At 55.7% G+C, this 25,898-nt stretch carries 16 protein-coding genes, 1 tRNA gene and 1 pseudogene; 11 read left to right on the top strand and 7 right to left on the bottom strand.

What is annotated here, in order from left to right; translation table 11 throughout:
• The first annotated feature begins 67 nt into the window (after positions 1–67).
• The 4 genes from B30_RS06890 to B30_RS06875 all read left to right on the top strand — a co-directional run bounded on the left by B30_RS06890 (position 68) and on the right by B30_RS06875 (position 4,499).
• Complete coding sequence (locus B30_RS06890; RefSeq protein ID WP_009571321.1) at positions 68–1,114, top strand: cysteine synthase A; 1,047 nt, start codon at positions 68–70, stop codon at positions 1,112–1,114.
• Entirely contained in the window at positions 1,111–3,549 is a 2,439-nt protein-coding gene (locus B30_RS06885) for a DUF3772 domain-containing protein (protein WP_009571320.1), read from the top strand. Before B30_RS06890 ends, B30_RS06885 begins: the two co-directional genes overlap by 4 nt.
• Positions 3,546–4,262 carry an alanyl-tRNA editing protein gene (locus B30_RS06880; protein ID WP_009571319.1) on the top strand — a complete coding sequence of 239 codons (717 nt, stop codon included), beginning with the start codon at positions 3,546–3,548 and terminating at the stop codon, positions 4,260–4,262. Before B30_RS06885 ends, B30_RS06880 begins: the two co-directional genes overlap by 4 nt.
• Before the next feature lie 147 nt (positions 4,263–4,409).
• Positions 4,410–4,499: transfer RNA gene (locus B30_RS06875), tRNA-Ser, on the top strand.
• A 264-nt stretch (positions 4,500–4,763) separates the two neighbouring features.
• Here the strand turns inward: B30_RS06875 and B30_RS06870 are convergent.
• Positions 4,764–5,219, bottom strand: a complete 456-nt coding sequence (locus tag B30_RS06870) for a DUF2946 family protein (protein ID WP_157789794.1) — start codon at positions 5,217–5,219, stop codon at positions 4,764–4,766.
• A gap of 145 nt (positions 5,220–5,364) precedes the next feature.
• Positions 5,365–9,624, bottom strand: coding sequence for a bifunctional diguanylate cyclase/phosphodiesterase (locus B30_RS06865; protein ID WP_040401995.1), 4,260 nt, complete (start codon positions 9,622–9,624; stop codon positions 5,365–5,367).
• A gap of 465 nt (positions 9,625–10,089) precedes the next feature.
• Here B30_RS06865 and B30_RS22690 point away from each other — a divergent pair, with 465 nt between their 5' ends.
• From B30_RS22690 to B30_RS06835, 7 genes and pseudogenes are all read left to right on the top strand, one after another.
• Positions 10,090–13,212 carry a methyl-accepting chemotaxis protein gene (locus B30_RS22690; protein WP_081583676.1) on the top strand — a complete coding sequence of 1,041 codons (3,123 nt, stop codon included), beginning with the start codon at positions 10,090–10,092 and terminating at the stop codon, positions 13,210–13,212.
• Between the two features lie 69 nt (positions 13,213–13,281).
• On the top strand, positions 13,282–14,316 hold the full coding sequence (locus B30_RS06855; RefSeq protein ID WP_040401993.1) for a protein-glutamate methylesterase/protein-glutamine glutaminase: 1,035 nt from the start codon (positions 13,282–13,284) through the stop codon (positions 14,314–14,316).
• Positions 14,313–14,846, top strand: coding sequence for a chemotaxis protein CheD (locus B30_RS06850; protein ID WP_009571314.1), 534 nt, complete (start codon positions 14,313–14,315; stop codon positions 14,844–14,846). The genes B30_RS06855 and B30_RS06850 overlap by 4 nt, the downstream gene beginning before the upstream one ends.
• Positions 14,847–15,196: 350 nt before the next feature.
• Positions 15,197–15,367: pseudogene (locus B30_RS21690) on the top strand (transposase); the annotation flags it as partial.
• A 675-nt stretch (positions 15,368–16,042) separates the two neighbouring features.
• A complete protein-coding gene (locus B30_RS06845) occupies positions 16,043–16,843 on the top strand; it encodes a helix-turn-helix transcriptional regulator (protein ID WP_009571312.1) in 801 nt (266 codons plus the stop codon).
• A gap of 292 nt (positions 16,844–17,135) precedes the next feature.
• Positions 17,136–19,094 carry a Hint domain-containing protein gene (locus tag B30_RS22485; protein ID WP_009571311.1) on the top strand — a complete coding sequence of 653 codons (1,959 nt, stop codon included), beginning with the start codon at positions 17,136–17,138 and terminating at the stop codon, positions 19,092–19,094.
• A gap of 322 nt (positions 19,095–19,416) precedes the next feature.
• The gene (locus B30_RS06835) at positions 19,417–20,667 is read left to right on the top strand and encodes a glycosyltransferase family 4 protein (protein WP_009571310.1); all 1,251 of its coding nucleotides are present in this window, start codon (positions 19,417–19,419) and stop codon (positions 20,665–20,667) included.
• Between the two features lie 750 nt (positions 20,668–21,417).
• On the opposite strand, the gene B30_RS06830 is transcribed toward B30_RS06835, so the two are convergent.
• The 5 genes from B30_RS06830 to B30_RS06810 are packed head-to-tail and all read right to left on the bottom strand — an operon-like array spanning position 21,418 to position 25,894.
• Complete coding sequence (locus B30_RS06830; protein WP_009571309.1) at positions 21,418–21,819, bottom strand: hypothetical protein; 402 nt, start codon at positions 21,817–21,819, stop codon at positions 21,418–21,420.
• Positions 21,819–22,205: a response regulator gene (locus B30_RS06825; protein WP_009571308.1), complete on the bottom strand. Its 387-nt coding sequence runs from the start codon at positions 22,203–22,205 to the stop codon at positions 21,819–21,821. Before B30_RS06825 ends, B30_RS06830 begins: the two co-directional genes overlap by 1 nt.
• A complete protein-coding gene (locus tag B30_RS06820) occupies positions 22,205–23,122 on the bottom strand; it encodes a CheR family methyltransferase (RefSeq protein ID WP_009571307.1) in 918 nt (305 codons plus the stop codon). Before B30_RS06820 ends, B30_RS06825 begins: the two co-directional genes overlap by 1 nt.
• Entirely contained in the window at positions 23,119–23,586 is a 468-nt protein-coding gene (locus tag B30_RS06815; protein WP_009571306.1) for a chemotaxis protein CheW, read from the bottom strand. Before B30_RS06815 ends, B30_RS06820 begins: the two co-directional genes overlap by 4 nt.
• 4 nt (positions 23,587–23,590) lie before the next feature.
• Positions 23,591–25,894 (bottom strand): chemotaxis protein CheA, encoded by a 2,304-nt coding sequence (locus B30_RS06810; protein ID WP_009571305.1) that lies wholly within the window; start codon positions 25,892–25,894, stop codon positions 23,591–23,593.
• Positions 25,895–25,898 lie beyond the last annotated feature (4 nt).

The raw sequence follows: 25,898 nt of genomic DNA, 5'->3' as shown, positions 1-25,898 counted from the left end.
ATAGTCTTTCGCGCAAATCTGTGTCGCAGGTTTTTCGCGAAACACTTGAGATAAAAGGACGAAACACATGTCTGCGCCTTCCCCGATCAAACGCGATCTGATTGAGACCATTGGCAACACGCCGTTGATCCGCCTGAATGGCCCGTCAGAGGCCACGGGCTGTGAGATTTATGGCAAGGCCGAGTTCATGAATCCGGGGCAATCGGTCAAGGACCGCGCGGCGCTTTACATCATCCAGGATGCGGTGGCGAAGGGTCTGTTGAAACCCGGCGGCACGATTGTCGAGGGCACGGCGGGCAACACCGGCATCGGTTTGGCGCTTGTCGGCTCGGCGCTTGGGTTCAAAACCGTGATCGTGATCCCGGAAACCCAGTCGCAGGAAAAGAAAGACATGCTGCGGCTCGCAGGCGCTGAATTGGTTCAGGTGCCCGCCGCGCCCTACAAGAATCCGAACAATTATGTGCGTTATTCCGGTCGCTTGGCCGAAGAGCTTGCTATCAGCGAACCCAATGGTGCGATTTGGGCCAATCAGTTCGACAATGTGGCCAATCGTCAGGCCCATATTGAAACCACCGGACCGGAAATTTGGGAACAAACGGGCGGTCAGGTCGACGGCTTTATCTGTGCGGTTGGATCGGGCGGCACTTTGGCGGGCGTGGGCTTGGCTTTGCAGCCCAAGGGCGTCAAAATCGGCATCGCTGATCCCATGGGGGCCGCGCTTTATAGTTTCTACAAAACCGGAGAACTGACCTCTGAGGGCAGCTCGATCACCGAGGGCATCGGCCAAGGCCGTATCACCGCCAATCTCGATGGCTTCACCCCGGATTACGCCTATCAGGTGCCGGACGAAGAGGCGCTGCCGGTCGTGTTTGATCTGTTGGAGAAAGAGGGGCTTTGCCTTGGCGGCTCCTCCGGTGTGAACGTCGCGGGGGCCATGCAGATGGCGCGGGAGATGGGGCCGGGGCATACGATCGTCACGGTGCTGTGCGATTATGGTACGCGCTATCAGTCGAAACTGTTCAACCCGGAGTTTTTGAAGGAAAAAAATCTTCCGGTACCGCAGTGGCTGGACCGTGGACCGCGCGATCTGCCTGACGTATATGAAGGTGTATGATCACACGCATATTTGCCCGCCTTCTTTTGATCCTCTCCCTCGCGCTGCCGCTCGCCGTCAGCGCGCAGGAGGCTGCAGCCCCAGATTATAAAGCCTGGGCGAGCCAGGCCAGTGCCGCCGAAAAGCAATTGGCCGATACAGGCACAGCCAATGCCACATTGGAAAATCTGCGCAATGAGTTGGTGGTGTGGCGCACGCAATTCTCGGAGGCCCAAAGCACCAACAGTGCGCGGATCGACACGCTCAAGGCCCAGATCGCGGCCTTGGGGGCGGCACCCGCCGAGGGCGAAACCGAAGCACCCGAGATCGCCAAACGGCGCAAAGACCTCACGTCGCAATTGGAGGCGGCACAGGCTCCGGTCAAATCCGCCGAAGAGGCCTATACCCGTGCCAACGGTTTGATTTCAGAGATCGATTCCGAACTGACCTCACGCCAAACCGACGCCCTGATGAAACTGGGCAGCTCTCCGATCAATCCCACATTATGGCCCGAAGCACTGGCCGCGATTACCCAAACGGGCGTGACCGCATGGACCACGATCTTGGACAATGCCCGCTCCGAAACCGGGATTGCCAAACTCAAAGCCAATGCCGCCACGCTGTTGCTTTATCTGGTGATCGCGTTGGTTTTGGTGGCGCGCGGACGCTATTGGTCGGAACAATTCACCCGCTTTGTCCGGTCCCGCTTTGTCGGGGCCGCCGGGCAGGGCGTGACCGGGTTTATTGCCTCGCTGTCACAAATCATCGCCCCCGTTCTGGGGCTCGTGGCCATTTCTGCCGGGGCTCAGGCGTCCGGGCTTTTGGGGCCGCGTGGCGTCCTTTTGTTCAATGCGGTGACCGCTGTTGGCCTGTCCTATTTCATTTCGCGCTGGGTTGTCGGGCGTACGTTGTATGCGGGCGGGCATGATCGGCCTATTTTTGATCTGACAAACGGTCAGCGCGCCGAGATGGCCGGGCATGCCGCCTTGATGGCGGTGATGATTGCGGTGCAAGTCACCTTGACCCAATTGGCCGATCTGGATGGCTATAGCGACGACACCCGAGCGGTTCTGTCCTATCCTTTGGTGGTGCTGACCGCGATTTCCCTTTATCGGTTTTCGTTGATTTTACGCAAAGCCTCGCAAGCCCCGACCCCCTCTGAGGGTGGCGAGACCGAAGACGAGGCGGGGCCGCAAAGGTTCACCGCGCTTCTGTCCAATCTGGTTGCACGTCTGGTGCGGCTCGTGGCTGTGGCGGCGGTACTTTTGGGGGCTGTTGGCTATATGTCGGCGGCGGTATCTGCGGTCTATCCGACCGTGATGTCCCTGGCGCTTTTGGCGCTTTTGACCGTGCTGTCGCGTTTGGCCTCTGATGTCTATGCGCTGATCACCCGCCAAAAGGATGATGAGGGCGACGGTTTGGTCCCGGTGCTTTTGACCTTCGCACTCAGCCTCGCGGCCCTGCCGGTTCTGGCGTTGATTTGGGGCATGCGCAAAGAACGGCTTTGGGACATTTGGGCCCGGATGCGCGAAGGTGTGCCGGTTGGCGGGGTCGATCTGTCCGTGTCGGTGTTTTTGACGCTGATCCTGGTCTTTGCCTTTGGCCTTGGGGCAACGCGGCTGTTGAAAACCGCGCTGTCCACCGCCGTCCTACCCAAGACCCAGCTCGACAAGGGCGGCCAGAACGCCATCGTCGCGGGGGTCGGCTATATCGGTGTGTTCCTATCTGCGATTTTTGCCATCACCTCCGCCGGGATCGACCTGTCGGCGCTGGCGATTGTCGCCGGTGCGCTCTCCGTCGGGATCGGGTTCGGCCTCCAGAACATTGTGCAGAACTTTGTGTCCGGCATCATTTTGTTGATTGAACGGCCGATTTCGGAGGGCGATTGGATCGAAGTTGGCGGCCAGATGGGATATGTCCGCGACATCTCCGTGCGCTCGACACGGGTCGAGACGTTTGATCGCACCGATGTCATCGTCCCCAACGCTGATTTGATTTCCAATCAGGTCACCAACTACACCCGCGGCAATATGATTGGCCGGGTCATCGTCCCCGTTGGCGTGGCCTATGGCACCGACACGCGCAAGGTCGAAACGATCCTCAAAGAAATTGCCAACGCCCAACCGATGGTCTCGGTCAACCCGCCGCCACAGGTGTTGTTTCTGAATTTCGGTGCCGATGCGTTGGAGTTTGAAATCCGTGCGATCTTGCGCGATGTGACCTTTATCGTGGCAGTGAAAAACGACATCAACCATGAAATCGCCCGCCGTTTTGGCGAAGAAGGCATTGAAATTCCCTTTGCCCAACGCGACATTTGGCTGCGCAATCCCGAGGCACTGACCCCGCGCAGCCGGGCCGGGGCCGTGGCCGCCACAGAGGCTGAGATTACGGCGATTGAGCCCAGCGACTTTGAGGCGGGCGACGGGGCCGGCGAGGCAGACGGAGACAGCACATGACGCAACCGCTTTTTCGCGAAGATGCCTATCTTCAGGATATCGAAGGCGTGGTCACCGGGCATACGCCCGAGGGCGGGGTGATTTTGGATCAGACGATCTTTTACCCCACCGGCGGTGGACAGCCGGGCGACAGCGGGCGATTGATCTGGGGCGACACTGGGCTTGCGATTGCCACGACCGTGAAGGGGGAGGGGGCCGAGATCGTTCTTGTGCCCGCCGAACCCGCGCCGATGCCGGAGGTTGGCACCAAAGTGATCCAACGGCTCGATTGGGTCCGCCGCCATCGCCACATGCGCATCCACAGCGCGCTGCACCTGTTGTCGGTTGTCATTCCTCTGCCGGTTACGGGGGGCTCGATCGGGGCCGAGAAAGGCCGTCTGGATTTTGCCCTGGACGCGCCGCCCGCCGACAAACAGGCATTGGAAGACGCGCTCAATGCCTTGATCGAACGTGATTTGGTGGTCACGGATGACTGGATCTCCGATGAGGCGCTTTTGGCCGACCCGTCGATTGTCAAAACCATGTCGGTGATGCCGCCGACCGGGCAGGGCCGGGTGCGCTTGGTGCGGATCGGGCAGGGGGCGGATCAGGTCGATCTTCAACCTTGCGGCGGCACCCATGTGGCGCGGACTTCCGAGATTGGGCGCATTCGCTTTGGCAAGATTGAGAAAAAAGGCCGGATGAACCGGCGGGTTACGATTATTCTTGATTGATCACGCAGTTCGGCGCGCTTTTAAACCGTTGTTTTCGCAAAAATGGCCTGCCTGCGTGGTTTCTTTTCCTTCGCTGCATTTTTCTTTGAGAAAATAGAGCAACAGGTCTTGCATAGGTCGCGCGCTTCGCGCTATTGAGCGCTCCACGGACAGGTGGCCGAGTGGTCGAAGGCGCACGCCTGGAAAGTGTGTAGGCGGGGAACCGTCTCCAGGGTTCGAATCCCTGTCTGTCCGCCACAATCCCCCTTAAATCTCTGTTATTCATAAAAATTTAAGGGATGATTGTTGCTTTGATTCGACTTAAGCGCGGAACGTTTTAGGCGCGGATGATACGCCGCAGAGGCGTCGCGAACGTGTCTCGAACTCCTTTAATACATCTCAATACATCAAAGACTTCTATAACCCGCATCGCCGACACTCAGCCTTAACTCATGGCTTTCGCGTGTAAGTTTGAGTAAACACGCAGTGGGTTCGGCCCTAAAGGCGATAGATCCAAAAGGATCAGGCGAGCAAGGGTGGGGCGCGGATCGGCCCGCCGGACAACAGCCGCAGCACGACGATGGCAGCGGGCGCGTCAATGGACGGGAGATCATGGACCGCAGCAAAGGGCAGGGCAAGCGAGACCGTCAGTTCCGGGGTGTCAAATCCGCATACGCTGGCAGAGACGCAAACCGCGCAGCTTGAGGATGAGGACCCGGACGTGTGGTTTTGACCCTGTGCAGGACCCGTGGTGGACGAAGGGACAGAGCCCACCGGGATCAAGACGATACCTTCTCCGGTACAGATTTCGAGAAAGCCGATTTTCTCTCCCGGTGCCGCATGTCCCATGGCGCGCACGGCGCTTGCTCCGGCATGTTCGGCGAAAAACAGCACTTGAAGCAGCATGGCAAACATCGCGACCGTCCGGGCGAGATGGCCCGGTTTGACGGCGGTGGACATGTGCCGAAATGCGCTCATGGGTCTCTGCGGTTTTGGACGCAGCATCTGGGCCACGTCGATGGGAAAGAGAAATCGTACGTACAGCGTCGCGGAATGAATGGACAAGATCAACTGGCCAACTGGTCGCATCTCACCGATGCTTGGCGGGACCGTGACCGGCGTTTTAGAACGTCGATATCAGGTCTTGAGAGGGCTGATCTTTGCTCTTGTGCGTTGCGTAGAGTGCGTTGGCTGCCTCGGCGCTCATCGGGCGGGCGTAGAGAAAGCCCTGATGCAGATGCAGCCCGAGATCAAGCAACATATCGCGTTGGGCTTCGGTTTCGACGCCCTCGGCAATGACCTCGAATTCTAACGCCTCTGCGAGCCGGGCGATTGACCGCAACGCCTCGCGTGAGCGACGGTCGATGACGATCCGGTCGATGAGAGATTTGTCGATTTTGACGATGTCGATCGGCAAATGGGTGAGGCGGTTGAGGTTTGAGCCCTCTTTGCCAAAATCATCCAAGGCGACACGAATGCCGCGCGCTCGCAGGATGGCGATTTCCACCATCACCTGATCCATATCGATCCGGTCGGTGATGGCCTGTTCGCCGATTTCCAAAACGATACTATGCGACAGCTCGCAGAGCGGTTCGAATTCGCGCAAAATTGCCTGCGCCGCACCTTGAAAGCCCAACGATTCCAATCGCGTGTTAAAACAGATATAGGTGCCGGGGCAGGCCATGAGAGTGTTCAACAGGCTGCGCCGGATGCGTGATGGAATATGGGCATATTCTTCCGCGAGCACCACATTTTGCAACTGAGGCAGGAATTGACGCGGCAGCACCACCTCGCCCGAGGCCCGTTGCCAGCGCATCAAAGCCTCAAACCCCACGATTTCTGCGCGCGTGACATCCCAAATCGGTTGCACATATTTGTTGATTTCGCCCGCTTCGAGGGCGCTGATGATGTCGCGGTGGGTGGTCAGTTTACCATCGTCACGCAGCTTTTGCGAAAAGCCCTCGTCGGCGATCACAATGCGGTTGCGTCCGCCTTCTTTGGCCTCGCGCAAGGCCCAATCGGCCCAATTCATCCCGTCCTCCAACCGCATGTCTTGTGTCAACCGAGCCACGCCGATCGACACGGTGCGCGTGACCGGACCAGAGGCCGTGGTCACGGCTGTCTCAGAGATGGCGCGGGCGAGATCTTCGGCAAATTTACGGTTGGGGCAGCCCTGTGTGGCCGTGCGGATGATGGCAAATTCTTCGCCACCAATCCGTGAAGCGCAGCCATGAGCGCGGGTTTTGTCTTTGAGAACCCCGGCCACTTTGCGCAACAATTCGTCGCCGGTTTCGTGGCCATAAGCGTCATTGACGCTTTTGAAATGATCGACGTCGATTAAAAACACGTCGACATCCTGCCTGCGCTTGCGGTCGGCAAACCGACTGTTAAAGCCACGCCTGGAATAGAGCCCGGTCAATTCGTCATGGTCGACCAAATGCTCCAGTTTTTGCCGCGCCACCGAGATGTCGGTGATATCGATCACCATGATGATGTTGAGCCAGCGATCTTCGTTTTCTTCAATCACGCTGCGCAGCTCAACGATCCGGGGTTCTCCTGATTTTGTAAGCAAAGTCAGGGTATTGGATATGGTTTCCTTGTTGCGGGTATTGGCCAGAAGATGGCGCCTAAAGGATTTGGACAACGCTTGATCCTCCACCGGCATAAAGTCGATCAAATCGCGCCCGAGGGTTTCTTCGCGTGTGTAGCCAAAATGCGCGCTCCATGCATCGGAGACGGAAAGCAGACGCCAATCGCGGTCCTGTGACAGAACAATGGCAGCGTTCCGGTTGAGCAAGGTTTCGGTCAGGCTGCGCTGTGCTTCGAGTTCGGTCACATCGGTCAACAGGATCACATATTTGGGCTGATCGCCCTGCGCATTCGGGTCGATGATCCGTCGTTGCGCCGTCATTTTACGAACTTTGCCGGATTTGGTGGTCAGTTCCAGAACCTTATTGCCTGGCGGTGTGACTCCATCGCCAAACGCGCGCATCTGATCGACAAAACTGCGGGTGTTGGGGGAGGTCAAATCGGCAATGTCGTGACCTATCAAGTCCGCTCGGTCATAGCCCAGACTGTCACACAGGGCGGGGGCGACGTTTAGGGTCAAACGGCGGGCGTCCTGAACCAAAAGCAAGGCAGGGCCTTCTTCGAGGGTCATTTTATAGAGCCGACTGTTGCGGTTCATCTCGGTGATGTCGGTGAGTTGCACCAGATAGGCATAGGGTAGCCCTGGGTTGGTGTTTTTGCGCACAGCAGCCAATACCATGCGCAGGGCCCCGGAGCGCTGTCGGATTTCAAGTTCGAGGGTGAAATCGGTCTCGGGCGTGTGTCGCATAAAGGCGCGCATATTGGTCTGAGATGTGTCGGGCAGGCTCAAAAATCCGTTTTCAGAGGCAAACAGCCCAATAAGCTCGCGGCGCTTGACTCCCAGGTAGCGACAGACCTGATCAGAGGCGGAGGTGATGCGAAACTGACTGTCCAGAGTGACGATCATCGTTGGGCTGTTTTCCAAAAGCGCGGTGCGATACAGCCGGTCACGCTGACGCAGCTGTTTATAAGCACCGGCAATGAAGACGAGGCTGGAGGTGAGCAGCACGAGAAAAGCGGCTTCGACATAGGTGCGATGGTCCACAAGACCGGCCCCGATCAGCAGGGCGGTGGAGACGACGGCATGGGCCGCGCCGATCTGAAGTATGGAGGGCAGGGCGACGGTGGCGATCAAGAGCGTCATGCTGACGGCGACAGACAGAGAATGCGAAATGCCGAAATATTCGACCGGGAAATAGGCACAGACAAAGGCCAAAAAGGCGAGCATCAGGGTCATCAACAGGCCCGGCAGAGCGGCCATTTCAAGCCGGGTCATGCCAAAATGCATCTGCCAGATCAATCCCGCCGCGATGGGCGCGACTTGAACGAAGCCCAACACGTTACTGAGCCAGCGGGCGCGCACAGTTGGACCCAGATTTTGCCGGGCAAGAGTGTGCAATGTGGCCCCCGCCAGCAGTGACACGGTGAGTACGGTAAAGAGGATGGCGACAATCAGGCTGGCCACGGCCAAAGGATTTACATCGCAAGATTGAAAGGTCCGCCCTGACAGTTTGATGTCGAACACGAGCCGCGCGATTCCAGCGATCAAGGCCGCTTCGATCCCGTCGAACCCCATATTGATCACCGTAAAATCGAAGGGGTGCCCCATGGAAATCCGCGCCAATCCCATGGCACAAACCCCGGTTAAGAGGACGAGTGGCCAGCGCTTGAGCGGATGCAAAACCAGAGCATAGGCCAAAACGGCATTGCCCCACCACAGTTCAGGAAACCAGTGCAAAAACAGCGAAAATCTGGTTTCGGATACCATCGACAGCGCAAAGAGCACACAGGCGAGGGGCCACAGTCTTTGGGCGGTGTCGGCCTGAAATGTAAACCATTGGTTTGGACGCAAAAGACGCGGCAGGGGGGCGAAGGAGAGAGGGGCGTGAGCCTTTTGTGATGCAGTGTCGTTGTTTTGAATCGCCGATCCGGCACTTTGGAGGGAGGGTGTCAACCCGGCGGCGATGACTTGACGTTCGAGCGGTCTGAAGCCCTTTTCGCAGACAAAGCACAGGAGCAGAGAGGAGACGACGAAAAACGGCATCTGGAAGGTGGAGAGGGTCAGGGAAGTTAGGTCAAGCACCAAGAGCAGACAGATTGTCACAAACAGCCCCCACATCAGCAGATTGGTGCGCGGGGTTTTGGGATGATACAGCAGCGGGCGGGCCGCAGACACGTTGAGCGCCAGTGCAGTGAGGCACAAAAGCACGAGGCTTTCGCTGAGGTTGAGTGCCAGAAAAACCTGGTTTTTGAGGGGTATGCTCTGTTGTGCCAATTGGCTAAAAGCCATGCCGAAAACCGTGATGCACAGGGCTAAAACGGCCCAGGCTCTGAACCAGGATGCGGGTTTTAAAAGCGGGACGACGAAAAGTGCGCCAGAGCCGATCAAAGAGACCAGACTGACATGGCGTGGGTCCGTCAAACTGCCGATCAAAGGCAGGGTTCCGGCGATGGGGCGGCCTTGCAGGTCCGCTAGACGCAAGATCAAAAGGACCAAAAGCGCTGCGGCGCCATAGAGGACCCGAGAATTGGCGGGCTGGTCGCGGTCCCAGCTTAGGTTTTGCATGATCAAAGAGCCACCGAGGACATAAGATATGACAAGGGTGGTGGGGTGCATGGTTCCCCATCCGGGCAGAACCGTTTGTGGCATATGCGCCAAGAGGATCACGGTTTCGCTGATCAAGATGGCACCCAGGACGGCCGCGAGACACAGCACGAACGGTGACAGGCTGATCCTCCACCTCTGTTTTGTCCGGGCCAATTGAGCCTCATACACGTCACTATATTTCTTCACGGGGACTTCTTTTTGAGAGGACGGTTTTGCGATGGAAACCCTATGTATTTGGGGGGTGGGACCAGTCCTGTTGAGTGATGCGTGCGAGGTTCGTGGCTGAGTATCTGTGCTAAATTTTCTACGAATACCTTTATCAAAAGGTTAATGAAGCAGAGGTTTTGGAACTCAGCGGAAAACTTTTGTACGCCGATCTCCGAAAAAGCCGGCTATATCGGCCAGGGTTCGGTCGCGCACGCCTTGGCATTGAACTGTAAAGGTTTTTACGATTTTGGCCCGCGCTCATACCCGTGACCCCATAAAATTCTATGGATTGTGTGACGCAAACCAGGGCGACTTAAACGAATCTTCATTTCTTCGAGGCATCCATCAACGGGTGTAGGGCAACTGTGCCCGTTTCACGACCGTAATCTGCTCAAGACCACCGCCATTGAATAAGGGCGTGAAGACGATGCCAGGAGAAATGAAATGAAGTATATTATGCGGATCAAGCTGGCGAAAAAACTCCCGGCGATCATGATCGGACTGACTATTGTCACCATCGCGGTCGCAAATATGGTGGCCTATCGCAACGCATCAAGCTCGTTGCTCATTGAGGCCGAAGAGGCCCTTGTGACCGTGGCTGAAGCGCGCACACTCGAACTTGAAGCATGGTTGAATGGTGTCGACATTGACCTGAGCAGTCAGACCGAAAACCCAACCGTGATTTCGGCCCTTCGCGGTTTTGGAGAAGCATGGGAGACACTAGGCGGCGATCAAACCGAACATTTGAAAAAATGGTATATTGAGGACAATCCGAATGAAATCGGTCAAAAACAAGCCCTCGGTTACGCCGAAGATGGGTCAGCCTACAGTCAGGTTCATAAGCTCTATCACAGCTACTTCCGAAAGTTGGTGGAGGAAAAAGGCTATTCCGATGTCTTCGTGTTCTCGCTGACAGGCGATTTGATTTACTCTGTTTTAAAAGAACAGGATTTTGCAACCAATTTTGTCGATGGCGAATACGCCGATACCGGCCTTGGAAACGTTGTCAAAGCCGCGCTGGATGCCACCGGCCCTCAGGTCTATTTTTCAGATTTTTCTGCATATGCTCCGTCTCATGACGCGCCTGCCGCTTTCATTGCCGCGCCTGTCCTCGACCGGCGTGGCGTCAAACGCGGTGTCATCGCGTTTCAAATGCCCGCCAAGAGCATTGATAAAATCACGACCCGTTTGACCGGTCTTGGTCGTACGGGGGATTCTTATCTTGTCGGCTCCGATTACCTTTTGCGCACAGATACTATTCACGGCTCGGGCGATGAGACTTTAAAGGTGAAAATCACGTCTCAATCCGCGAAGAATGCTCTTTTGGGACAGCATGGATATCTGCGCGAACCTGACGCTTTCACAGACTACGGCACCAGCCGCGATCAAATTTCGGCCTATTTTCCTGTGACTTACCATGGCGTAAAATGGGGGCTGATTGCAGAGCAAACAATCGAAGAAATCCTTGAACCGGCTGCGGCATTGGCAAAAACAATGGCATGGCAGGGGGCCATGATGACCGCGATCGTGGCGCTCATTGCCTATTTCATCGCTCGTACAATCGCGCGACCTCTCACCCGCGTAGAAATGGCAATGCGCACCGTATCCGAGGGCGATTATAGCGTGACGGTACCCGGCACCGAACGAGGCGACGAGATCGGCATGATTGCGACCGCTCTCGATGAATTCCGTCACTCTTTGGGGCGTGCAGAACAGGCCACGCGTGACGGCCTCTTTAAAGGTGCTGCATTCGAAGGCTCTTCTGCTGCACTGATGATGATTGATACCGATTTCAACATCACCTACATGAACGGTGCCGCCCGTACATTGATGAAGGAAAATGAAGACAACTTCCGAGTCATGTTTGGAGACTTCGATGCCGATACAATTGTTGGATCGAATATCGATATTTTCCACAGAGAGCCTGGCCGCATTCGTGCCGTCCTGTCTGATACCTCAAAGATGCCCTTTTCAACCGATATGCGGGTGGGTGATGTTCACTTCTCCTTGGTCGTAAACTCAGTTGTCAGTCTTGAAGGGGAACAGATAGGGTGTGTTATGGAGTGGCAAGATGCCACGGACATTCGCACCAACCAAGCGGTGATTTCCGCCTTGGACAGTATCCAAGTCAAAGCGGAGTTTAGCGTTGATGGCCAATTCACCAAGGTCAACGAAAATTTTGCCCGCATGGTTGGTATGGAGGTTGATGATTTGGTCGGTGTCGGCCAAGATTCAATCTTCAACTTTGATGCATCGCTTGCAGAAAAAAATGGAGCGGTTTGGGGTCGTTTGATCCGAGGTGAAAATGTCCAAGGGCGTTTCAAACTCTTGGATCAAGAAGGCCATACCTCCATTCTCGACGGTACCTTTAGCCCGGTCACCGACGCCTCAGGCCGCCCGTTTCGAATTATTCTCCTCGGCACAGATATCACTGAGAGCCAAGCTACGATCATCGCCGCCGAAGCCGAACGTGAACGGATGCAGGCAGAGCAGGATCGCGTTGTTGAAGGATTGCGCGTCGGTCTCAAAAAGCTGGCCAGTGGTGATCTGACATCTCGCATTGACGATAAATTTGCCCCTGAATATGAAACGCTTCGCTTCGATTTTAATGAAGCCATTGAAAACCTTCTGACTGCGATGCGCAGTGTTGTTGAAAATGCCGACATGATCCGCGGCGAAGCCTCCGAAATATCTAATGCCGCTGATGATTTGTCGCGTCGAACAGAAAAACAAGCTGCAACCCTTGAGGAGACGGCGACAGCATTGGACCAATTGACGTCCTCGGTTCGTTCGGCGGCTGAAGGGGCCAATCAAGCCAGTGACATGGTGGAGACGGCGAAAGCAAATGCTGAAGCTTCAGGTGTGGTCGTGCAAGAAGCCGTTGAAGCGATGAGCCAAATCGAAAGTTCTTCCAATCAGATTTCCAAAATCACATCTGTGATTGATGATATTGCCTTCCAAACCAACCTTCTGGCTCTGAATGCGGGGGTTGAAGCCGCAAGAGCCGGAGAGGCGGGGCGTGGGTTTGCCGTGGTTGCTTCGGAAGTCCGAGCGCTCGCGCAGCGATCTTCTGACGCGGCGCGGGAAATCAATGATTTGATTTCTAAGTCGGGTACTTTGGTGAAACGAGGTGTTGGTCTCGTTGGTGAAACAGGTGAAGCTTTGCGTGGCATTGTGAGTTCGGTTTCCGAAATTTCACTAAACGTCTCCGAAATCGCAGTTTCTTCCCGAGAGCAATCTTCCGGGCTCGCCGAAATTAACGTTGCGGTCAATCAACTGGACCAAGTGACGCAACAAAACGCTGCCATGTTTGAACAAACAACGGCTGCGAGCCATTCGCTGACACGCGAAGCCGAAAACCTCATTGTGACAACATCTCGTTTCTCGATTGGAGCGAGCTTAAATACAAAAAAAACTGTCCGCGCACAAAGTGTGGATCAGAGAAAAGAGGCAGTTCCGACCCCAATCGCAAAACCAAGGCCACATGACGTCCCCGTGAAGCAGGTAGTGAATGCCGCACCGCGTCCAAGTCAGCCTGTGGTCGAGGACGACTGGGAAGATTTTTAAGCAAGCAGATTGGCCTCAGGCCTTAGAACGCGCCAATGCATTCAACAATTGGTTCAACGGGAGTTATGTGTGAAACCGCTACGTGTCTTGATTGTCGATGACTCAGTGACCATGCGTCGCCTCATTCGGTCTATCCTCGAAGCCGACCCCCGCCTTGAAGTCATCGCGGAAGCCGGAACCGCGCGTGAAGCGCGGGATGCTGTAAACACCTATAGACCAGATGTAATGACGCTTGATATCGAAATGCCCAACATGAGCGGGCTTGAGTTTTTGGATCGGCTGATGCGGCATCGACCGATGCCAGTCATAATGGTGTCCACCTTGACCCGCAAAGGAAGTGATGTTGCGGTTGAAGCAATGTCTTTGGGAGCAATCGATTGTGTTGAAAAACCGAAAGTTGGGGCCAGTGAGGATACGTTTTCAAAGTTGGCTGATACTGTTGTCCTCGCTGCAAGAGCAAGAGTGTCCGGACCACGTCCTAAAAACCAGACGATAACGCCGCGCCAAAATCGAACATTTCAACGTATTTGTTTGATAGGGGGATCGACTGGGGCTGTCGATGCAATTGAACGCACTTTGCAGAGCTTTCCCTCTGATTGCCCCCCTACGCTTATCACTCAACATATGCCGGAGCCGTTTTTGGTAAGCTTTGCCGCACGCCTCAATCCCTTGGTCGCACCAGAAGTCAGACTCGCGGTCGATGGAATGCCCTTGATCCCGGGACAAGTTCTGATTGCGCCAGGGGGGGCGTATCATCTCAATATTGAGGGAACTACCACTTTGCGCGTCAGTCTTTTTGAGGGACCCCTTGTGTCAGGACACCGACCTTCCGTGGATTCCATGTTTCTGTCTGCCCGTCACATGGCTCACAAAGTTGTCGCGGGTATTTTAACTGGCATGGGCCGGGATGGGGCCGAAGGGATGCGCGCACTACGAGAGGCAGGCGCGAAAACCATTGGTCAGAGCAAAGAGACATGCGTTGTCTTTGGAATGCCTCGCGTTGCCGGAGAATTGGGCGGGGTCGAAAAATGGGCCGACCTTGACAAGTTTGGACAAGAGATCTTGCAACTTGCCGAAACTCCTATTGGCGTGAGGGCAGAATGACTACAATTTCTCAAAAAAAGACCTTAGAGAAATCCACATATATTGCTCAAGGCGAATACGCGATTGGCGATACGGAAGACACTGTCATTTCGACGATTCTTGGTTCGTGCGTTGCCACCTGCCTCTGGGATCCAGTCGCAGGTGTTGGTGGTATGAATCATTTTCTACTTCCTGATGGTCCGTCATCGCGCAATGACATCAGCTCATTTGGTGCAAATGCTATGGAGCTTTTGATAAATGCTCTTACGCGAGCCGGCGCAGTCCGTGGCCGTATTCGCGCCAAAGTTTTTGGCGGTGCCGAGATGTATAAGGGGTTGACCAATGCGGGGAATGAAAATGGAGTTTTTGTGCTTTCTTACCTACAGCGCGAGGGCATTCCATGTGACAGTCAAAGCCTTGGAGGTGTGCAAGCCCGTAGGATTGAATTTATGCCGGCCCTAGGTAAGGCGAGGCAAAAGCTCGTCGCCGATTCTCGCGTGATTGAAGCGGTTCCAAAACCTGAAAAAACGAATGATATTGAATTGTTTTAGGTGTCAGACATCCACGCCCATGGGAGTCATTCGAGGCATTGAGCAACAGAGGATGTCTGGTTCATCTGATCGCTTCTGAGACCGAGATGATGAAGAATCCCAAAACTTCGAAGGAAGTGGCAGACAAGCTGTGACCTGCCACTGGATTTTTCCTCCACCGTTGATTGTTGATGAGAGTCCGGCGCAACTGAATGGATCTGGACATACAACAACCAGCGACCCAACATGGGGATCGGCGGCATGACCCTCGCCAGAAAACTGAAAACAGCCGCATGAGCTCTACGGCTGGACCCCATTCAAAATGGGGGGATTACCGGACAATGAAGTGACCGCGATTCACCGACGAGCAGATTATCGGCATCCTGGCTGACCACGAGGCGGGCGCGAAGTGCGCGAATTCGTGTCGCACGCATGGCATGTTGGAAGGCGCTTTCTACTACTGGAAGGCCAAGTTTGGCGGCATGACGGTATCGAAGGCCAAGCGGCTGAAGGCGTTGGACGATGATCGTCCGAGACTACGGCACGGAACTGACCAGTAACGCAATCTTGACCTTCGGCGCCGCGCAGCGGATCGAGTGGCACTACATTGCGCTGGGAAAGCCGATGTAACGAGCCTTTGTCCGCCATTGGGTCGAGGACAATGGTGAGTGGCGTCATCGAGAGTGGATGCGTGACGCATTGTTCAATCTGCGCCGATCAGCGTAAATACCAACCGGGCTCCGGTCGCGGCGGCTTGACGAAAGTTCGGTGGTAGGTCACTTAGCGTAGCATTCTGCCCTCTCCGGCATCGGCCCCCTCCACTCCCGACAGGTCTGGTTTTACTCCGCCGCTGTGGCCAATTTTGCTCCACGGTTGACATGCTGTGCGGGCGTCAGGAGCGGAGGTCTCGGTGGAGCATCTCCGTCACAAGGGTTGTAAGCTTTCACATGTATGATGATAACTTTTAGTTGTATGGTATAATCTTTATATTATATTTTTATATTGTGCCGAAACTCGATCATGCCCCGTCAAGAGGGGTAAGAGTTTCGCCCTGTACCAAGTGATCGTCTTTTCCTCTTTTATCGTTTCGGCGGCGTATTTCGCGAAGGCACCTGCAAATTCGGCGTCAGGTGCAGCGGTGTGAAAAACGCCAAAGCAGTATGTGTCGCGCCGACGGCACACCGGCGATGCATCTCGCAGGGTAGGTGGAGCGTCATATGCACAAAGTATTCCCCACAAATCTGCGTCGGCTCGTGCACCATTATCCGAGTACCTCGCGTGCAGCCGAAGCCCTCGGCATCAACCGCCAACAACTGAGCAAATACCTAAGCGGGCTCAGCATGCCGTCACTGGCGACGTTGCGGAACATCGCCGCGCATTTTGAGCTGGAGCCAGACGACCTGCTGCTGCCAGCAGAGCGGTTTGCGGCGCGCTGGCGCCCGCCGATGCGGATCAAGGGCCTTCCGACCCAGATGCAGCAGGTGATCACGGCCTTGCTGCAAAACACAGTGCAGACCCGCAGCATCCTCGCGCGGTTCTGTGGCTGCTATCACGTCTGCACCCCGCTGCGCAGCAACCCCGACAGGATCGGGCGCGCCTATACCGTGATTTCGCAGGAAGGCGATCTCACCCTGATCAAGACGATCATGTATGCGACTTCGCAGGGCGCGCTTGTGCGAAGCCGGCACCCCATCAAGGTCAATGGTATCGCGCAATGGCTGTGGGAGCGCATCTATATCACCGATGTGCAGAACGTCGGCCACCCCAATGCGCGACTGCAGTCGATCGCGCTTTATCCTCCCGCGCTGCCCTCCACGCCCTTCCTCACCGGCATGCTGATGACGTCGAACAATGCTCTCACGCGCCCGATCTATTCGATGCCGATCGTGTTCAAGCGGCTGCCCGGAAGAATCCCGCAGAAGGCGGACCTCGCGGCCTGTGGCGTCTTTTCCAGGGATGATCCGCGACTGGACCCTGAGATGATGGCTCTGCTCGACGCCGATGCTTCGCCGCGCTAGGGCCGCTTCTGCCGGGCCTGCGACCGCCCGCCGGGCCACCAGCCGGGCATCAACCGGGGCTTCGGCGCTTTCCCGACACCTGATATTGTTTTGGCTGCGGTGCTCGCAGATGGCGCGACATGGCTTCACCCATGACGCTCAGAAGAGAAATGGACCGAATCGCAGGGCTGGTGCTTTCGTCAAAGCTTGTTCAGGCCTGCTTAATGGTCCCGAGATGCAGGCAGTCGCATGGGGTCTGTCCATTCTCTGGGCAGACTTGTTTAGGGTGTTTTGGTTATAAGGAAGAGTACGAATGGCTGACATCAACGGCACCAACGGCAACGACAGCTGGACCAATGACGATACCAACGATCGGTATTTTGGTCATGATGGCGACGATACGATGCGCGGTGGCAACGGCACGCAGGTGCTGTACCCGGGTACGAATCCCACTGCCAATGGCGACTGGATCTATGGCGGCAACGGCAACGACCTTTACTACGGTAACGGCGGCAATGATAACCTGATCGAATACGAAAACACCACCGGTCGCGACACGATGTTCGGTGGTAACGGCAACGACACGCTGAATGGCGGTGCCGATAATGACAGGCTGTTTGGTGATGCCGGGAATGATGCCGTCGTTGGTGGCAGCGGGAATGACCATATCGAAGGCGACAACGCCAGCATGACCACCAGCGGCGGGAATGACACCCTGTCAGGCGGCTCGGGTGATGACTCAATATATGGCCAGCTTGGTTCCGACATAATTAGCGGCGGAACGGGGAATGATCTGCTCTATGGCGATCGGGCTGACGGGCTGGGTGTCGGCGGCAATGATTCCATCACCGGAGGCGACGGCAACGACACGATTTGGGGTGGCGGTGGCAACGACGTGCTGGAGGGCGGTGTCGGTGACGACGTGCTGCAGGGGGAGGCTGGCGCAGATTCCCTTGAAGGCAACGATGGACACGACACGCTTTGGGGCGGCGACGACAACGATACCCTGATTGGCGGGGCGGGCAATGACGCGCTGCTCGGTGACGCTGGCGATGATTCGCTGAGCGGTGGTGACGACAACGACTCGCTCTGGGGCGGCGACGGCGACGACGTGCTGGAGGGGGGCACGGGCGATGATGTGCTGCAAGGCGAGCAGGGCGCGGACACGCTGTTGGGCGACGAGGGCAACGACGTCCTTTGGGGCGGCGATGACAACGACCTGCTTGACGGCGGCGATGACAACGACTGGCTTGAAGGGGAGGCGGGCGACGACACGCTGACCGGCGGGCTTGGCGACGACATCTTCGTGTGGGATGAGGCCAGCAACGACATCATCACCGATTTCGGCACCGACAGCGGCGGGCCCTATACCGATGCGGATCAGTCGAACAATGATTTCGTCGATCTGAGCGGCATCTTCAATGACGCGACACTGGCGGCCTACAACGCCGCAAACGGTACGAGCTTTGTCCATCCGATCGCGGCGATGAACGACGACCTCGCCGATGGTGTGATCAGCTTCAATGGCACCGACATGACCGGTCCGACGCTGACCATGACAGGCGTCACCGGCGGGCTGACCTGGGACCAGACCAATGTCATGTGTTTTGGCCCCGATACCCGGATCGTCACCCTGCAGGGCGAGTTGCGCGCCGCCGATCTGGCGGTGGGTGACAAGGTGCTGACGCTCGACAGCGGCTATCAGCCGATCCGCTGGATCGGTCGGCGCACATTGTCGGCGCGTGACCTCACGCTCTCGCCGAAGCTGCGTCCGATCCGGATTCGGGCAGGGGCCCTGGGCAAGGGCATGCCGGAAAGCGACCTGATCGTTTCGCCGCAGCACCGCGTTCTGGTGCGCGGCCCGGTGCCCGAGCGCATGTTTGGCGCACGTGAAATTCTTGTGGCGGCGAAACAGCTTCTCGAACTGGACGGGATCGAGGTAGCGCAGGATCTGCCGCAGATCGACTATATCCACTTTCTCTTTGATAAGCACGAGATCGTCTGGTCGAACGGCACACCGACGGAATCGCTGTTCACCGGCCCTGAGGCGCTGAAGGCGATCCACCCGGACCAGATCGCCGAGATCTTCGCGATTTTCCCTGAACTGCGCACTGCAGATGTCGAGCGCGATGAGCGCTTTGAACCTGCGCGACTGCTTGCCCCTGGGCGGCGCGCGCGCTCAATGGCGGGCCGGCTGTCGCGCAATGGGCAGCTTCCTCTTCAGCAGTATTCGGGGGCGCAGGTCAATGAGTCTGCGAAGATCAGCGCATGATAAAATGAGAGAGATTCATGGCGGGGCAGAGCTGACTCCGCCTTACGCCTGTTTCAGGAAACGGACAAAATCCATGCCCTCAAACCGCCCCTGCCGCCTGCGTTAGGGGCGGTTTGAGGCGTGTGGCGCATCGCGAGTGTGCGGACATCTCGAGGATGGAGCAGAGACCGCAGAGTGGCTGCCGCCATGAAATAGTCCACCTTCGACGCTGCATTTGGAACTGTCTTTAAAAGTTTGGCGGCCCTGGAGCATTCCGTGTTGAGTTTTAGTCAAGGAATTGAATTTGAAACTTGAATCCGCATGAGAAAGATAGAGATCACCTATGCGACAGCTGCCTTTGAACAAGATCAGACCTTTAGAAATTCTTTTTGTTCATCAGAACTTTCCCGGTCAGTTTCTATATCTGGCACCTGAACTTGCGCGGCGTGGCCATGTTTGCCGCGCATTGACCGATGTAAAGAATAAGCGCACAAGCTCAATCCCCACCTGGTACTATAAACATGATTGTCAACCTGTCGATCCGCGTGCCGCCCGGCTTGGGCGCAGCTACGCCATTCACTCTGATCGTGGAGCAACCGTGGCCCGGGCCGCGCTGAAGCTGCGCGATCAAGAAAACTATGTACCCGATGTCATCATCGGGCATTCCGGATGGGGCGAAACTCTGTTTCTTAAGGAAATTTGGCCAGAGGCACGATTGCTTTCTTATGCCGAGTTTTACTACCGTGGTGAAGGGGCGGATGTTGGTTTTGACTTGGAGTTCCGATCCCCGAAATTTGATGATCTCATAATAGCGCAGGCTCGCGCAGCCTATCTGGCTCAAGCGCTCTTGCATGCCGATGTGGGGCTGTCTCCAACGGAATGGCAAGCTTCAACTTTCCCCCCCTCTTTGCGCTCTATGATCAAGGTCGTCTACGATGGAGTGGATTGCACCAAGCTTGCGCCTAACGCCGAGGCCAGCCTGACATTGCCGAACGGAAAAGTTCTGAGACCCGGTGACGAGGTGCTGACTTTTGTGAACCGCAACCTCGAGCCGTACCGAGGCTATCATATCTTTATGCGAGCGCTGCCAGATGTCATGGCCGCTCGGCCACAAGCACAGGTGGTGATTGTCGGCGGTGATGAGGTCAGCTACGGCTCCCCCCCCAAACAAGGTGGAACCTGGAAAGACATTTTTTTGTCGGAAGTCAGCGATAAAATCGACCTGAACCGTGTGCATTTTCTTGGAAAAGTTCCCTATTCGACTTTCACTAATCTCCTTCACGTAAGCCGGGTCCATGCCTATTTGACCTACCCTTTCGTACTATCCTGGTCGCTGGTTGAGGCGCTCGCTGCCGGTGCGATCGTCGTAGGCTCGCGCACACGTCCGGTGGAGGAAGTGATCGAACATGGCGAAAATGGTTTGCTTGTCGATTTCTTTGACGTTTCAGGATGGAGTCGACAGTTGATCGAATGCCTCGCAGAACCGGAACATTTCTTAGCGTTGCGGCAGGAAGCCCGGCGCCGAGCCATTGCTCATTATGATCTGCACAGCGTGTGCTTGCCTAGGCTGGTGAGGCTTGTGGAAGGGGGGTGATGAATCCCCGGGCTCCTGTGAAATTCCAAAGAGGCGGGCGCCCGCTGTGTAACCGCTGTCTCGGCTCCACGTTGTCGGCGGGGTCCGCGACGGCGAGGTGATACCCGTCTTATGATGGGGAGTAGTGCATTTCGCAATATGCGCGAGGCATTCGTTTCTTAAATCTCTGGGCGGCGAGTCTCCGCATCGGGTCACCGACGCTGGCTGGCCGATGCGAAGGTCGGGGGCTACGTTCCCGCCGATCTCTTCGGATAGGGTGTTTTGAACGCAAGAGGTTCTGATGAAATCGTCACCATCACAGTTCAATTCAACCAGGTCAGGATGGCCGAGCATACGACCGCGCTGAGCGGCAGATAGGGTGCATTCAAGGCGGTGTAATAGAACGGCTTGGGAAAGTTGGGATTTATCGCGATCATCATGCACATCGGCAGCAGGAAGCCGTGATATCAATGGCGTGGTTACGCTGGACTGAGAGATGTTGTAGGATATTCTCCGCCGAAAGCTCTGAGGTCAGTTTGGAAAACTGAGTACGCCATCGGTAAAGAATCTCGCGGCATTCGATAGCCTGGCTGTTCTGGCGTTCGGTTGAACAACGCAAGGAGAGTCCTCGACCATGGCCTCTTGGCCCCTGATCAGGCCTATGACAGCAAAACAAAACCGATGAGACTTGCAGCCTGAACTGAAACCATGATCCACCTTAATCAGGCTGCAAACGGGTCGAAAATCTAGGGCCATCTCTCTGAAATGCCTTCAAAACCAAGCAATCTCGCCAGAGTCATCCTCGGAGAGAGCGAAGGGGGCATCAATGTTATCGAAAAGTTTATGCGCAAGGTGACGGAGGCGTATAACGTCGCTTAACGGCTCTATTTTTACGGCTTGGTCGCCATTCGCAGATGCGAGATGTCCCATGACTCTCTGGAGATCATCCAGCGTTTGGTGAAGACGATCGATTGCCTGGAGGCTGCGCTGGACAGCCGGCGAGAGCGTTTTTGCTTCTGCCAATGTGGGGCCAAGTGCGATCTGGACCTCGGCGGCGAGAATAACCAAGGCGACCATTTCATCTTGGATGCGTTTGTTGAGAGTCGCCATTGGAATGGCCGCCGCCTCTTCGACGGTTTGAGTGATGCCAGCGATTGTTTGGACTGCTTTCATCACAGTTTCCCCACAATCGCTTCCATTGCCGCTCTTAGACCGGCTGGATCGAAGGGCTTTTTGAGGAAATTGTTCATTCCCAAACGTTTGCCCATGTCAATGATCTCTCGATCTGCGCGCCCAGTTATAAGGAGGAAACCAACACCTCTCGTCGCGCTATTGGAACGAAGCGCGTGCAGCAATTGTAGCCCATCCATTCCTGGCATGTTGTAGTCGGAAATGACAAGATGTACTGGAGCTACGGCCAGTTTTTGCAAAGCAGAAGGCCCGTCAGCGGCACTTGCGACATTTCGAATGCCAAATGAGTCAAGCGCATTGGCGATAAGGCCTCTACTTGTGGACATGTCATCCACGACAATGACACGAAGTTGATCTCGAAGTGCCATTAGTTGGATCCTTTGCTATTTCTACCCTCAACTGGGCTGGATGGGGTCTCGGTACGAACAGTTTGATAAGTTGTTACACCGGCATTCTTGAACAGAGAGGTGACGCTATCGTTAATGCGTTCAGAATGTCCGAGCATCAGCCAACCGCCTTCTTCAAGCGCTTGTGCATATCGACGATAAAGACGGACTTGAGTTTCCTCATCGAAATAGATCACAACATTTCGGCAAAAGATTGCGTCAAACCTTCCTTTCATTGGCCATTCGGCATGTAGGTTCAGTTGACGAAATGAAATCATATCTTGGACATCTGAATTCACAGTTAAAACAACTTCACCGTCTTGTTCGGATTTTCTGAAATGTTTCGCGATGATTTCGTCCGTCAGTCCCGTGGTCAGGGAGCCTTTGTACTGTGCCGATTTTGCCAAAGTTAAAACTTCGGGATCAATATCGGTTGCAAGGATTTTAAGGTTCTTCCGTGCTAAGCTTGGGTCCGCATTCAACAATGTCATGGCAATTGAATATGGCTCTTGACCGTTTGAACACCCGGCTGACCAAAGACGGACTTTCCCCCCATTCGCGAGTTTTTGTTGAAGCGATGGTAGGATGACTTTTGCCAAGAAATCGAAGTGATGGTTTTCCCGGAAAAAATGGGAAACGTTCGTCGTTAACGCTGAAACGAAGTTGCCCATCTCTGACTGATCGGTTCCGGCCTCGACAATGTCTAGATATGAATCAAAACTGGACATGCCAAGAGCGCGCAAACGTCGTGTTAAACGAGACTTAACCATAGAAATTTTCGAGGGCGCGAGCACAATGCCTGCTTCTCGCAGAGCAATTTTAGCAATTCGAGCAAATGCTTGGTCCGAAATTGTGCTTTCGATCGCCGGGCGGCCTTTTATGATGGATAGCTCGCTCAAGCGACCTCCTCTCCTTGGGGCGGCATCACTGCCTCCAAGTCAAGAATGCGGATCATCCGGCCATCAACGATCGTAAGAGCAGAAACAAATGTGCGCGCGTCATCTGCCGCCAAATCTGGCGGCGGTTGCATTTCTTCTGACGGGATCGCAAGGATGTCCGAGACGGCATCGACCATCAAGCCCGCGGTGCGACCTCCGAGGTCAACCACGATGATCACGTTGCGCTCTGTATCTTCACCGGTTTGCAACCCAAGTCTTGCAGCGAGGTCTATGATCGGAAGAACTGTGCCGCGTAAGTTTATGACACCTTTAACAAAAAAGGGCGCATGCGGTAGGGAGGTTGCTCTGGCAGATCCTCGAATTTCGCGAACCGACATGATGTCGACAGAGTAATCTTGGCCGCCAACGCGGAAGGACAACAGTTCGATCGAGGTTGCGTCAGTCTGTTTTTCGTTGTCAGTCATTGTCTTATCCTACAAGTGAATGCTGGGGCTGGCGGATTTTGGTTCGACCGGAAGCTTGGCTAACAAGATCCATGGGATCGAGGATCAACGCGATTTGTCCATCGCCGAGAATTGTGGCGGCGGCGATGCCAGGGACGCGCCCATAGCTTCCCTCTAAACCTTTGATGACGACTTGCCTCTGATCTTCGATTGCATCGACAGCGAGCGCTGCCCGGTTTCCGTCTTCTTGACCGATCAACAAGACAATTCCTCCGACATAGCTGTCCAATGGGGAGCGATAGCCAAGTTCTGCACCAAGGTCGAGAAGAGGGACAAAGCCGCCACGGATTTGGACAACATGGGTTTCTGGGCCGAGCGCTTTTAGATCTCCATCGGTCAGGGTGAGCGTTTCGAGAATGGCATTTAGGGGAACGACAAGTGTTTCATCGGCCACGCGCACCACCATACCATCGAGAACGGCGAGAGTGAGAGGGAGGGAGATTGAAAATGTTGTGCCCTTTCCCTCCTGAGAGGTGATGTTGATGCGGCCGCCCAGAGACTGGATTGAGCTTCTGACGACATCCATGCCGACGCCGCGACCGGACAGGTTGGAAATGGCTGAGGCCGTCGAGAAGCCGGGCAAGAACAGCAGGTTGTCAATGTCGGACTCTGAGAGCTGTGCATCGGCAGGAATGAGTCCTTTTTCGATCGCTTTTTCTTTCACGCGCTCACGGTTGATGCCGGCACCATCGTCGGCCACCTCAATGACAATGCGACCCGAGCGATGCTGCGCGGTGAGGGTCACGTGGCCTTCACGAGGTTTGCCTGCTGCGAGGCGCGTTTCCGGGCTTTCCAAGCCATGATCGACGGCATTGCGGATCATGTGGGTCAGCGGATCCGCCAGACGTTCGATAACGGTTTTGTCGACTTCTGTGTTTTCACCATCGGTGTGAAGTCTGACCTCTTTACCGACAGAGGCAGAAGATTCACGCACGATACGCCCCATGCGTTGAAAGAGCGATTTAATCGGTTGAGCGCGGATCATCATGACGGATTCTTGGATGTCGCGCGTCAGTTGAAGAAATTCTTCCAACCCCGTTGAAACTGGAGAGTTCGGAGGCAGGCCCGCTTCTGCGACAGATTGGCTGAGCATCGCCTGATTGATGACCAATTCGCCGACCAGATTGACAAGGCGATCAATTCTTTCGAGATCGACACGAACAGTGGCGCGCGGTTGTGTGGGCGTGCCGGTTGTTTTCGTTGAGCCGCTCGTCGCGTTGGGGGATGAGAGCGAAAATTCATCCTCGGCGTCGTCGGACACCGAAGCGATTGGTGCTGATTTTACGACGGGGGCCGCAGGTGCGTTGGGCATTTCGATGTCGGGGATGATTGGAGGCGACGGGACCAAGGGCGTAGGAGCGGCCTGTTCCGGCTTGGGGGGAGTGGCCGGCGCGGATATCGCCGGAGGCAGGTCTGGAAGTGCTGCTGGCGCGCGCCCAGAGAGCGGCGATATTTCGAGGAGGCACAGGCCGTCGACAAATTCGAAGACTTCGCGCACAGAGAGTTCCGCTTCCTCAGTGTGAACCGTTACCACCCACGACAGATACCCAGTGTCCGGGTTGAGGTGATCGAGATCGGGAAGAGCGCTACATTTACAGACGACAGAGATGTCACCCAAGTCACGCAGGGCGCGGAACAGGTAGAGAGGTTCGTTGCCAGAGGCGTAAAGGGAATCCTCAGGTTTGAAAATCACCTGAAACCCTTTTGCGCCGCCAACAGGAGAGAACTCCGTGATCTCATCTTCTGTCTCAGACGCGGTTGGGAATGTGCTTAGATCAGGGAGGTCCGGCAGGTTGGGCAACCCGCCCAGATCGCCACCTATATCCAGATCAAAAGAGAGGGTGGCCGGGGTGAAGTCGAGCTCTTCCTCCTCTTCTTCCTCTAATCCGACCAGCACGTCGATTTTTTCGAGCGCGGGTCCGGTGATATCCTCTGAGACGGTTTCCTCATCGCGTGCGGCGCGCACCAGGTCGCCCAGAATATCGGCACAGGCAAAAAAGAGACGGATGGCTTCGGCATCGGGGACGAAACGTCCTGTGCGCACCTCATCCATGGCTGTTTCAAACCGGTGTGCGAACCGCACGAGGTCATCGAGCCCAAAGGCACCCGCACCGCCTTTGATGGAATGTACGGCGCGGAAAACGACGTTGATCGTCTCCGAGTCTGTATCGCCGTCATCCATCATTTGAAGGCCATCCTGAAGACTTTCCAGGAGTTCTTCACATTCGATGAAGAATGAGGCGCGGATTTCTGCCATTGGGTCGGACATGAGG

The organism is Celeribacter baekdonensis B30, assembly GCF_000299875.1.
Classification (GTDB): domain Bacteria; phylum Pseudomonadota; class Alphaproteobacteria; order Rhodobacterales; family Rhodobacteraceae; genus Celeribacter; species Celeribacter baekdonensis_A.
This window is presented reverse-complemented; position numbering and strand designations above follow the sequence as displayed.

What these genes read in the sequence shown, in the direction of transcription:
- B30_RS06890 (WP_009571321.1), top strand. Translation starts at nt 68, where the DNA reads ATGTCTGCGCCTTCCCCGATCAAACGCGATCTGATTGAGACCATTGGC.
- B30_RS06885 (WP_009571320.1), top strand. Translation starts at nt 1,111, where the DNA reads ATGATCACACGCATATTTGCCCGCCTTCTTTTGATCCTCTCCCTCGCG.
- B30_RS06880 (WP_009571319.1), top strand. Translation starts at nt 3,546, where the DNA reads ATGACGCAACCGCTTTTTCGCGAAGATGCCTATCTTCAGGATATCGAA.
- B30_RS06870 (WP_157789794.1), bottom strand. Translation starts at nt 5,219, where the DNA reads ATGAGCGCATTTCGGCACATGTCCACCGCCGTCAAACCGGGCCATCTC.
- B30_RS22690 (WP_081583676.1), top strand. Translation starts at nt 10,090, where the DNA reads ATGAAGTATATTATGCGGATCAAGCTGGCGAAAAAACTCCCGGCGATC.
- B30_RS06850 (WP_009571314.1), top strand. Translation starts at nt 14,313, where the DNA reads ATGACTACAATTTCTCAAAAAAAGACCTTAGAGAAATCCACATATATT.
- B30_RS06845 (WP_009571312.1), top strand. Translation starts at nt 16,043, where the DNA reads ATGCACAAAGTATTCCCCACAAATCTGCGTCGGCTCGTGCACCATTAT.
- B30_RS22485 (WP_009571311.1), top strand. Translation starts at nt 17,136, where the DNA reads ATGGCTGACATCAACGGCACCAACGGCAACGACAGCTGGACCAATGAC.
- B30_RS06835 (WP_009571310.1), top strand. Translation starts at nt 19,417, where the DNA reads ATGCGACAGCTGCCTTTGAACAAGATCAGACCTTTAGAAATTCTTTTT.
- B30_RS06830 (WP_009571309.1), bottom strand. Translation starts at nt 21,819, where the DNA reads ATGAAAGCAGTCCAAACAATCGCTGGCATCACTCAAACCGTCGAAGAG.
- B30_RS06825 (WP_009571308.1), bottom strand. Translation starts at nt 22,205, where the DNA reads ATGGCACTTCGAGATCAACTTCGTGTCATTGTCGTGGATGACATGTCC.
- B30_RS06815 (WP_009571306.1), bottom strand. Translation starts at nt 23,586, where the DNA reads ATGACTGACAACGAAAAACAGACTGACGCAACCTCGATCGAACTGTTG.
- B30_RS06810 (WP_009571305.1), bottom strand. Translation starts at nt 25,894, where the DNA reads ATGTCCGACCCAATGGCAGAAATCCGCGCCTCATTCTTCATCGAATGT.